Source organism: Aliinostoc sp. HNIBRCY26, assembly GCF_050235535.1.
Lineage (GTDB): Bacteria > Cyanobacteriota > Cyanobacteriia > Cyanobacteriales > Nostocaceae > Trichormus.
The window spans coordinates 1,927,918-1,939,418 of record NZ_CP189852.1 but is presented as its reverse complement, the minus strand read 5'-3'; the positions used below and the strand labels follow the sequence as shown (position 1 = coordinate 1,939,418).

General features: G+C 43.1%; 8 protein-coding genes. 4 read left to right on the top strand and 4 right to left on the bottom strand.

Features of this window, described 5'->3' with window-relative positions; genetic code table 11:
• Positions 1-141: 141 nt before the first annotated feature.
• The gene (locus ACQFX9_RS08235) at positions 142-777 is read right to left on the bottom strand and encodes a Uma2 family endonuclease (RefSeq protein ID WP_427161536.1); all 636 of its coding nucleotides are present in this window, start codon (positions 775-777) and stop codon (positions 142-144) included.
• A gap of 181 nt (positions 778-958) precedes the next feature.
• Between ACQFX9_RS08235 and ACQFX9_RS08230 the strand changes: the two genes are divergently transcribed.
• Positions 959-2,584, top strand: a complete 1,626-nt coding sequence (locus tag ACQFX9_RS08230; protein WP_427161535.1) for an eCIS core domain-containing protein — start codon at positions 959-961, stop codon at positions 2,582-2,584.
• Between the two features lie 306 nt (positions 2,585-2,890).
• Complete coding sequence (locus ACQFX9_RS08225) at positions 2,891-3,697, top strand: hypothetical protein (RefSeq protein WP_427161533.1); 807 nt, start codon at positions 2,891-2,893, stop codon at positions 3,695-3,697.
• A 151-nt stretch (positions 3,698-3,848) separates the two neighbouring features.
• Here the strand turns inward: ACQFX9_RS08225 and ACQFX9_RS08220 are convergent, their stop codons facing one another.
• From ACQFX9_RS08220 to lepA, 3 genes are all read right to left on the bottom strand, one after another.
• On the bottom strand, positions 3,849-4,853 hold the full coding sequence (locus ACQFX9_RS08220) for a cyanophycinase (RefSeq protein WP_427161531.1): 1,005 nt from the start codon (positions 4,851-4,853) through the stop codon (positions 3,849-3,851).
• Between the two features lie 331 nt (positions 4,854-5,184).
• Complete coding sequence (locus tag ACQFX9_RS08215) at positions 5,185-6,372, bottom strand: glycosyltransferase family 4 protein (RefSeq protein WP_427161529.1); 1,188 nt, start codon at positions 6,370-6,372, stop codon at positions 5,185-5,187.
• A 440-nt stretch (positions 6,373-6,812) separates the two neighbouring features.
• Positions 6,813-8,624 (bottom strand): translation elongation factor 4, encoded by a 1,812-nt coding sequence (gene lepA / locus ACQFX9_RS08210; RefSeq protein ID WP_236143620.1) that lies wholly within the window; start codon positions 8,622-8,624, stop codon positions 6,813-6,815.
• A 615-nt stretch (positions 8,625-9,239) separates the two neighbouring features.
• Between lepA and ACQFX9_RS08205 the strand changes: the two genes are divergently transcribed.
• Entirely contained in the window at positions 9,240-9,476 is a 237-nt protein-coding gene (locus tag ACQFX9_RS08205; RefSeq protein ID WP_103135329.1) for a hypothetical protein, read from the top strand.
• A 182-nt stretch (positions 9,477-9,658) separates the two neighbouring features.
• Positions 9,659-11,407 (top strand): ATP-binding protein, encoded by a 1,749-nt coding sequence (locus ACQFX9_RS08200; RefSeq protein WP_427161527.1) that lies wholly within the window; start codon positions 9,659-9,661, stop codon positions 11,405-11,407.
• Positions 11,408-11,501 lie beyond the last annotated feature (94 nt).

The following is an 11,501-nucleotide window of genomic DNA, read 5'->3' as shown; positions in this document are numbered from 1 at the left end:
CGGACTCATGAATCAATTCAAAATTCAAAATTCAAAATTCAAAATAAAGCGTCACAAAAGCAATCTTCGGTAACTAATTCCTTGGTGTCTCGCCCCTGAAGGGGTGCAGCCCAAAGCAGAGGAAAGCACTTGTTCAACATTTCAGCAACCTGAAAAATTCACGCGACGATAGATTTCAGTCAGGGGAAGTTCTACATTGAAGCTGTGCAGAAAAATTGCCTGCTCAAGATGAGAGTAAACTTGCCATTGCCAGCGATCATTGCTTTGACGATCCAAGTTATGAAACTGCTCAATATAGGGTTCAGTTTGGCTCACCAACAGATACTCACAAAAGCTAGCAACAGAGCGATATTTTCTGAACTTTTCCCCTCGATCATAGGCTTCCGTAGATGGTGATAAAACCTCGACAATTAGTAAAGGATTGAGAATTTCATCATTGCGTAGACGCTCTTGCGGCTTGTCGTAGACATCGCCATTGAACTCTGGCAAGCCATTCACAACCATTAAATCTGTATAAGTACCACATTGATATTGAGGAATCCAAACCCGCAGGTCGCTATTATACAAACGAAAATCTGTGTCTCTGAGTAAAAACCCTAAGTAAATTAACAAATTACTAGCGATCGCACTGTGGACTTCTGAACCTCCCGACATAGTAATAATCTCTCCATTACGGTATTCATGGCGTTCTGGACTGGTTTCTTCCATCGCCCGATACTCGTCTAATGTCAAGCGAGTTGTGATGATATCTGGGGTACTGCTTTGAGCAAAGACCACAATCAGACCTCTAGAATAATTACCGCTACAAATATTATCGGCTGCGATTTACAAAATTGCCGATGCAGGCGTGCTTTATCTATAAATATTATGATTCATCAAAATTAGCCTATAGTCTAATTTGCTTTTGTCAAAAAAATGACACAATAGAGCATAATTTGGCTAAAAGTGAAGTGCAGCTATGCGAACTCATAAAGCATCACAACAGCAATCTTCGGTGAACAATTCCTTGGTATCTCGTCCCTTTGTTGTACAGCCAAAAGCAGAGGAAAGGAAAGAATCGCCAGGAGCGCAGGGATACGAAAGCCAGATGCCAGAGTTCACTATTTTTAACCCAGCAGGGGAACAATCGCCTGTACAAGCTAAGTTAGCGATCGGCGCACCAGGAGATAAATACGAGCAGGAAGCAGACAGGACAGCAAAACTAGTTGTACAAAGGATTAATGCACCGGCGATCGCTCGTTCAACTTCCGAACCCTCAATACAACGACGGGGAGGTTTAGAGGGAGGAGAAGCATCAACAGATTTAGAATCCGCCATTACTAGTGCTAGAAGCAGGGGACAGCCATTAGATGCTGGTTTGCAAGCAAAGATGAGTACAGCGATGGGGGCTGATTTCAGTGGTGTGAGAGTGCATACTGATGCCCAATCAGACCAATTAAATCGCTCGATTCAAGCCAAGGCATTTACAACAGGGCAAGATGTATTCTTTCGGCAAGGGGAATATCAGCCAGGGAGTCGCGGCGGACAGGAGTTGATAGCCCATGAGTTAACCCATGTAGTACAGCAAAGTGGTGGTATATCTTACCCAATTCAGAAGATGAAAACCACAAGTGAGAGTAGAGGAGAATTCATAGACTTAATCTTTACACTGCTATTCAACAAAAATATTTCACTTGCTAAGTATGCCTTAGAAGTACGAGTTGACAGTGGAGAATTTGACCAAGAAGATGTGGAAGAAGTTGGCGAAATGCTCTCAGCCCACGAAATTGTCAGCAAAATTCACACATCAGGACTAAAAACAGAAACCAATGATGAGATCATTGGTTTCCTGGATATTTGGGATACTTCAATTAAAGAACAAAAAGAAAAAGCCAAACCTCCTAGCAAAGAAGAGGCAGTGATTGCAGGTACTGTAGAAGCAGATGAAGGTTTTGTGGAAAAAGTGCCTGGTCCTGGGAAAAAGCGCATCCAAGTACCCACAGGTACTGCGTCAGCAGTTCAAATCAAAAATTTGTCGGAAATCCGTTGGAGTCAATCCGATGTGAAATCAGAAACCCAAGGCGAAGGTGCAACACCAATTACTACCGTCATCAAACACATGATCAAAGGAGGTTGGAGAGGCGACCCATGTAGTGTGGTGCAAATGACTGACAAAATCAAGGTTGAAACAGCAGAAGTGTCTTCTGGAGTTAAAGCTGGATTAGTAAGTCAAGATAACCGTCGTCTTCTAGCCGCAAAGGTTGCAGGGTTAACTCAAGTCCCTTGCATTATTAAAAGCCATTCTGATCCATTGCCAGAAAGCTGGCCTGTAGAATATCGGGACAAAATCGGTAAGCATCTTTATCTAGATACTAGTAACAATACACTCCGCTATGGTGCAAGTGGAGAAGGATTCAAACAAGGAAAACCCACTAATGATAAACGCTTTAAACTGATCCTACAAAAAGGCCATATAGCTTCTACTTATGGTGAATTAATTCTCATTCGCACTGCCAACCAGCCAGCAGTCAAGGCAACTGGGGAAAGTTTTGAAATTGGTGGTAGCAGTGAAACACCATATATGAAACCGAAAACTTCTGTGTAAAATTCATCAATCACCATAGAGAAACAACAGAATGTCATACAGAAAAAATCATGATCCAAGCCACTAAATTTATAGATGTGGATTGTAATTTAAACCTGATGTGAATTAGGAAAACCTTCTATATCCAAAAAATATCCTATGCTTGGAGCTAATGAGACTCGGCAGGGACGGGTTAATCAAATATCATGAACAATTAACGATGATCTCGGTGAACACGCCCCTACAAATGTCTACGGAATTACCCGATTTTAATTCACATTAGACTTAATTTTGAATGGAAGAATTTTGAATTCGGAGCGCAGCGACGTGACCTTAACAAATGCTTTTTATGGCTATTTAACATCTGAGGATCAGAGTGCTTCCCTGCCATCTCTCTCTCACGCATTGGCTAACGCTGAATATTGGTTAGAACATTCATTATTAGAGCAATTCATTCAAAAGGGTACAAGTAGTGAAATTATTACAGTGCCGCACAGTCGTTATTTGGGTAGAAGAGGTTGGGTTGGTTTTGAATTGCCTACAGATGGGGCTGCTGGTGATATTTGGTTAGATATGCGGGAATTAATGCCTATGATGTTAATTCCCAGTGAACCACATCCCTGGCGAGAAGTTGATCCGATTATTCAATACCGACCTTTGTATTGCTGGATTGCTTGTCGTCCTGTAGCCAGATGGCAATATCAAGCATATCTAGCTATGAATGCAGATAATTCTTCAGAATTTTCACTGGAAATCACAGAGGAAACCCATTCAGCCACTAATCTCAAACTGACTAATGCTAAAAGTTATGCCCGTTGGTTTGGGAAAATGTTACCGGATACAATCGATTGGCAAGCTGTACAAGAATTTCTGCCAGAAGTAGTCATTGATGAGATGTGGCTTGGCCAAGATCGTGAATGGAGTAATGCCAGAAGTTACTACGATGACGAAATAGCTTTGGTGATCACTAGAGAAACCCTAACTCAAGATCCGGATGAATTGCTACAGGCGTACGAAGCTGGCAGCGCATCAGATCCCAGAGGCGAGCTAGTATTTAGCTTAGAAACTACTAGTCCCAAAATTGGGTTTCGGACATTGGTAAATATGCAATTTGGGTTACAGAAACGAGCATAGAAGAAATCAAATGCTGATACCCCAATAAATATCCTTGTTAGGAAAATATGCTGTGTATAAGCAACTCGAATTTGATTTAAAGCGTCAAGAGAAATAAGAGTGACCCGAAAAAGCGATCGCACTCTCACAAAAAATGCGATCGCACCAACTTTCAATAAGGATCGTAATCAAATCTACCCCGCTTCACACTGCGGAAATAATAACCCCGACTCGGTGGATTATTTAAATCAAAAGTATCACCACTGGGAACACGCCAAATTTTGTAGTCATGATACGTCAATGGTGTGCTGGGTTTGCAGACTTCAGGCGGGTGATCTCCTAAAACAAAATACGCTGCATTTCTCCCCATCACCTTCGCTTTACCATATTTATCTACAACTACCGATGTTTCCTCACTAACAGCAATACCTAAAGCACTCTTAGCTACACCATCTTGAAGTTGACGAGCAATAAACGCCATAATTCGTCCCATGCGTTTGCGACTATCAAAATGGGTGTCAACTATTGTTCCCTGCAAATGATGCCATCGGAAAAAGTTGTAGGTAAAGGTAATATTTTCATAAGGATCTGCTAAAGCATCCTTAGTTTCAATGGGGTCTTCGCAAGCACAAGCATCATAAATGAAATCACTGAGAATCATTGCCCCCGCACTAGTGCCACCAATGCCGCCGCCTCTTTGATACACTGACCGCACAGCCGCTTCTAGTTTGGTGTTTTTCCAACTGCGGATGTATTGACATTGGTCGCCGCCAGCAAAAAATACTACTCCCGCATCACGGATTTTTTGTACGATATCGTCTCTATTGGCATCTTGGCGATTACTGACTATCAGCGTGGCGACAGAGTTCACACCTTTCATCTCGTAAATTAGGCGATTGTAGTCGTCACTACCATAGGTACGAAGGACTACAACATTGATTTTCTGCGTAGAATTAGCACCGCCTCTGACTTGGTTAATCATCCACTGAATAGCTGCTTCGACATCAGGGCCACCACCGCCCAAGTTAAACACAGGGCCAGCCAATGGAGTCAGAATTTCGGTCGTGTTGCTTTCAAAATCGAACGTCAGGTATGCTGTAAGACGGTTGAACACCCTCAACAACATAGCTCCTGCGGCCTTCAAGAACCTTGCTATACCTGGGAATGCCCTTGTCATACTAACCTTATAGTGCAAACGGCAACTATTGCTTAATTTCGCACTTCTCAGGGCAAAATTCCCAGCGTACAGGCATGGTGTTGTTTTTTAGCCTGAAAGCGTCCAAAATAAACATTCAGGCTGGGTTTGAGGCTGTGTTTTGTTACTGAAATTGGGGACTGGGGACTGGGGATTGGAGACTGGGGACTGGGGACTGGGGACTGGGGACTGGGTAGACAAGGGAGACAAGGGAGACAAGGGAGACAAGGTAGGAGATGGGAAAAACTTTTCCCTGTTCTCTAATGACTAATGACTAATGACTAATGACTAATGACTAATGACTAATGACTAATTACCAATTCACTTGCGATCGCTCTTTCACTACCCTCAGATATACATTCTCGGTCTGCTTGGCTAATTTCGGCCAGCTAAAGCGGCGTTCTAAATCTGCATAAGCATTATCAACTAACCATTGGCGATAACCAGGGTTTCTCAATACTTCTAAAATTCCCCAAGCTAAAGAATTGGGATCATTTACCCAGGTAACTATTCCTGTCTTGGTATGCTGCACTACTTCTGGGAAGCCGCCTGTATCTGACACCACTACAGGAACTCGTGAGGCAAAGCTTTCTAGTGCAACAATGCCAAAGGGTTCGTAAAGGCTGGGAAAAACTGCACAATCAGCTACTGTTTGGAATTTATCTAAATATTCGTCGGTAATAAAGCCAGTGAAGTAGCATTTATCCCAAATTCCTAAATCCCAGGCTTGGCGTTTGAGGTTGTCGGTATTTCCACCACCCACAATCACGAACTTGACATAACCTCCCATTTCCCACAGTACCTTGGGGGCGGCATTCATTAACACTGATACGCCTTTTTCGTAGGTCATGCGTCCCACATAGTAGACAATTTTCTCATGGTCGGCGGCGAATTGACGACGAAAATCTTGGGCGTGAAAATCTTCGTGATGTTGTTTCTTTTCGGGACGAATACCGTTATAGATCACATCAATTTTGTCCCAGGGGCTAGCTAAGGCGCGGGATACCTCTTGGCGCATATAATCGGTACAGACAATAACTCGCCAAGCGTTGTAGGCAAGTAAGTTTTCTTTACCGTGGATATAGTTTTGGATATCGTTGTGAATACCGTTGTAGCGTCCGTATTCTGTGGCGTGAATGGTAGCAACTAAGGGAATTTTAAAGGTATGCTTGAGAGCGATCGCTGCATCTCCTACTAGCCAATCATGGGCATGGATTAAATCAAAGTTACCTTCCTCGGAAATTAACTTACCACCATGATGTCCCATGCTTTGATTGAGATTGACTACCCAGTGAAAAAAGTCATTGCTATGAGAAACTGGGACTCGATGTACATGAATTCCCTCCACTATCTCGTACATCGAAGCATTACCAACTTCTACGGTGATCAAGTGGATTTCGTGGCCTAGTTTCACTAGTTCGGGATACAACTCTGCCACATGACGCGCAATCCCGCCAACTATCCTCGGTGGAAACTCCCAACTTAGTACCAGTATTTTCATGAACTAGACTCCCCGATGCTTTGAGCAATTCAAAATTCAAAATTCAAAATTAAGAAAATCTGCACTGGTGAGAAGTTGTCAGGAGGTTCAGCCTCCAAGCGAACTTCGGTAAATATCCTAGCTTCTAGGATGAGGCTACATAAAAGCAAATTTGCTTTATAAAAATTTAAACTTTTGAAAGTGAAGACTTGGAGTTAAGTAGATTTACTAAAATTTTCGGATTTTTTGGCCGTTATGTGGGCAAAGCTGATCAAAAATTATCAATCCCAAGGAAAATCTTTAGAGTAGCTGAATAATTCTCAAGTTGAATGCAGTCTCACACCCCCAAATAGATGATAGGGAACAGGTTACAGAAAACAGAATATTGTCTGTTTCTTGTCTCCTCTTCCCTATCAGGATGGAATTTTTACCTACAATTCAAGTCTAATCTGTAACTTTCATCACCCTTGATCTAAACGCAGTACAGCCATAAAAGCTTCTTGGGGTACATCAACTGTACCGACGGATTTCATCCGCTTTTTACCTTTAGCTTGTTTCTGTAACAGTTTCTTCTTCCGGCTGATGTCACCACCGTAGCATTTGGCGAGTACATCTTTTCGCAAGGCGGGTATGTGTTCACTGGCGATGACTTTACTACCAATAGAGGCTTGAATGGGGACTTTGAATTGGTGACGGGGAATTAATTCTTTGAGTTTTTCCGCCATTGACCGCCCCACGTTGTAAGCTTTATCACGGTGGACAATCATGGCCAAGGAGTCCACAGGATCGCCGTTAATCATGATGTCTAGCTTAACTAGGGGATTTTCGCGGTAGCCAATCAGGTGATATTCCATACTGGCATAACCGCGCGATCGCGATTTCATTTGGTCGAAAAAGTCGGTGACTACTTCCGCCAAGGGCAATTCATAAGTTAAGGTGGTACGTCCTTGGGTGAGATATTTCATATCTTTGAAGATACCCCGGCGATTCTGCGCCAATTCCATCAGCGTCCCCACAAACCCCTCCGGTGTAATCATTTCGACTTTCACGTAGGGTTCTTCGATGCGTTCGCGATCGTTAGGTGCAGGTAAGTGGCTGGGATTATCAATATACAGTTCTTCTCCCTTGGTTGTGACTACCTTATAAACCACAGAGGGGGCTGTAATAATTAAATCCAAATCATATTCCCTTTCTAGGCGTTCCTGGACAATTTCCATGTGCAGTAAGCCTAAAAATCCGCATCGGAAACCAAAACCCATCGCACTAGAGGTTTCTGGTTCGTAGTGCAGTGCAGCATCATTGAGGCGGAGTTTTTCTAAAGCCTCCCGCAAATCTTCAAATTGATCTGCGTCAATGGGGAACATCCCACAGAACACCATCGGGTTAGCTTCGGTGTAGCCTGGTAGGGGTTCTGTCGCTTTAGCATTTGATAGGGTAATGGTATCACCTACCCGTGCATCCGCTACCGCTTTAATGGCGGCGGCTAAATATCCCACTTCCCCAGCGTGGAGTTCATTAACTTGCTTTTGGTTGGGGGAAAGAACACCCAACTCATCGATTTCATATTCCTTACCGGAAGCCATTAAATAGACGCGATCGCCTTTTTTCAACTTTCCGTCCATCACCCGGAAATAGACAATTACACCTCGATAAGCATCGTAGTAACTATCAAAGATTAACGCCCTTAAGCGTTCATTGACAGTATCTGGTGCGGGTGGTACGCGTTCGACAATCGCTTCTAAAATTTCATCAATCCCGATGCCTTCTTTAGCTGAGGCTAAAATTGCCCCACTGCAATCAAGACCGATAATTTCCTCAATTTCACTAATGACTCTATCTGGTTCAGCCCCAGGTAGGTCAATTTTATTGAGAACGGGGATAATTTCCAGATTATGTTCTAGGGCTAAATAGACATTAGCCAGAGTTTGTGCTTCTACACCCTGAGAAGCATCCACCACCAACAAAGCCCCCTCACAAGCCGCCAAACTGCGCGACACTTCATAGGAAAAGTCTACATGGCCTGGAGTATCAATCAGGTTCAGTACATAGTGCTGACCATCCTTCGCCTGATAGTCCATCCGGGCAGCTTGCAGCTTAATTGTAATGCCGCGCTCCCGTTCCAGATCCATGTTGTCGAGAAACTGTTCCTTCATTTGCCGGTCTTCAACAGTCCCCGTGGCTTGCAAGAGGCGATCGGCAAGGGTGGATTTCCCGTGGTCAATGTGAGCAATAATACAGAAATTGCGAATGCGAACTGCGGGAACGTCAGTCATATACTAATCTTTGCTGAAGCAGCAACCAAGGTTAAAAAGCTATTTACTTCATGTATTTTAATGCTTTCTTTGCCAAGACGCTGCTAGTTATTAGTCAATAGTCAATAGTCAATAGTCAATAGTCATTAGTCATTAGTCATTAGAGAACAGGGAACAGTTTTTCTCATCTTCTACCTTGTCTCCCCAGTCCCCAGTCCCCAATCCCCAGTCCCCAATCCCCAGTCCCCAATCCCCAATCCCCAATCCCCAATCCCCAATCCCCTCCTTAAAGATTCCCTCCATACTTTTTAAGAATCTCTATAAAGTCCATTTTTCATTGCTAGTATTCATCAACCTGAAGCGTACAATAAAGATATATAAGTACATAGTGTAGAGATGATGGTCAATTACCACCTGTAATTGCCCTGATATTCTAATTTACTGACAAAACTTCCAGCCGACAGTCTGGAAACCGCTAAGAAAATGGCCACTTGCTACCTGACGCTGTTAGTTTGATGAAATTTCGGGGAACTATGTAACTATAAACTTTTAACAATTTGTCAGTAAACAACCCGAACAGTCAATATAACTGCTTTATAAAGCTGGTGAAAAGACCGTAACTGAGTATATAAACCTATGAATATGCAAGAAAGAACTACCGATGCGGAGTCAATCCCAGCCGATAAGGTGGAAATCTCTGTCCAACTGGATTCGGAGTTACTAGAGCAAATTCAGCATCTGACTGACGATCCCAGTAAGGTGATCGAAGTAGCGATTCGTCAATGGTTACGCGGCGAGATTCTCCGAGACGATGAACTGACACGTAGTCCCCATCGCATCCCAGTTCCACCTAGAGGTGAATGGAATGATTGATTCCAGTTTTCATAAATAGGCTGTAAAGAATCCAGCCGAAAATTGTAAAGTTGGTCAATCTAGATTCCAGAACAGCTAAAATACGCAATACTCAGTGCGTAAAGCTGTAATCTTTTATGCCAAGCTTTACCAAGCTTTAGTAAAACTGTTTTGAGTTGCCATCTGTCTATCCAACTCGATTAATGACTATTACTGCTAGTTCCCAATTGCCACACATATTTTCCCAAAATCTGGAATCAATCAACCCCAAGGGTGATGGACTTTTACCAACACTCGGCTCTGAGTTGGTATATATGCAGGATGGGACAGGACGCTACCTGTCTTTTTATTGGCAGAAAACTGACCTTTTAGGTTTTCAACCTGAACGGATAGTCACCGAATCTAATGGAGAGAACATCTTCCTCCCAGTAGATCAGACTGCCTATTTAGAAAGACTGCACAGAATTTTAACAAGCTTAGTTCCAGAAAGGTGTCAATGCTGGTTTAGCTGCGATCGCAATTTATTCGAGTTGGAGTTGGCAATTTGCCCAATTATGCCCCCTGTGGGAACTGCTGCAACTACAGTTTTGGTCACGGGGAGGCTATTACAAGTTAAAGTTAATACGCAAGAAGTCAATGTTGCCATTAATCCACCCCATCAGGTGGATTCCGTACTGCGATCGCAACAACATCAAAAACTCGTCAATCAAATTACCAGAAATATCCGCCGGACTCTAGATTTAGATGTCATTTGGCAACAAACCGTTGATAGTTTGGGTAAAGCATTACGCCTCGAAAGGTGTATTATTTGCCCCTATCAGCCTTCTAGTTCCAAAGTGCGGGTAATTGCTGAATATCACCAGCCAGAACGCCCTTCAATGCTGGGACTAGAGATAGACGTTCACGCAGAACCCGCCTTTGCTCAAGCCTTGGCTACCCTCGAACCCATTATCATGGAAGTGCCAGGGTATAATCTTTGTCCCCAACATAAAATTTTAGTAGTCGCTACCTGCTATAAAGACCAAGCCAATGCTTTAATTGCCATTAATCTACGGGATGAATGTTACCCACTGACTAACGCCGAATTAGAATTAGCCAAAGAAGTTGCAGATCAATTAGGCACTGCGATCGCTCATGCTACCCTATACAAAGAACTAGAAGCCGCCCGACAAAAAGCCGAAGAAGCCTCCCGCCTCAAGAGTGAATTCTTAGCTAACGTCTCCCATGAAATCCGTACTCCCTTAAATGGGATGATTGGCTTCTTAAAGCTGATTTTAGACGGCATGGTAGATGATGTAGATGAAAGCAATCAGTTTTTAGCCGAAGCCCACGAATTATCTTTACATCTGCTGACTGTTATTAACGATATTTTAGACATCGCCAAAATTGAAGCCGGCAAAATGGAACTAGTTTGCGCCCCAGTCAAACTAGATGAATTATTTGCTGATGTCGAAAACTTCATGTGTCCCCAAGCGGAAGGTAAAAACCTCAGTTTCCGGATGCAATTACCGCCCACTTCCGATGACATTATTGTTCACGGTAATTACCAAAGACTACTGCAAGTGATGTTGAATTTAGTTGGTAATGCCATTAAATTCACCCATGAAGGCGGAATTACCGTCAGTGCGGATATCGTCGTCAAGAAAAACAAATGCCCAGAACAACAATTCCCTGGGATGGTGAGAGTGAGAGTAGCAGACACAGGTATCGGTGTTTCCCTTGATAAACAAGACAAACTCTTTCAACTATTTTCTCAGGTTGATGGTTCTCGTACTCGTCAATACGGTGGTACAGGTTTGGGTTTAGCCATATCCCAAAAACTTGTCGAAGCAATGGGCGGGGAAGTACATTTCTACAGTCTTGGTGAAGGACTTGGTTCTACAGTCACCTTCACAGTTCCCTTGTATCAACAACCAGTTATGCTGTCTTCAAATGAAGGCGAATCAGATTAAGGGACTGACAATTTCAAAAATATACAATCATGTTAATAGTAAGGGGGCAGGGGAAAAATAACAATATCTGTTCTCGGAAAACTAGATAATTTAT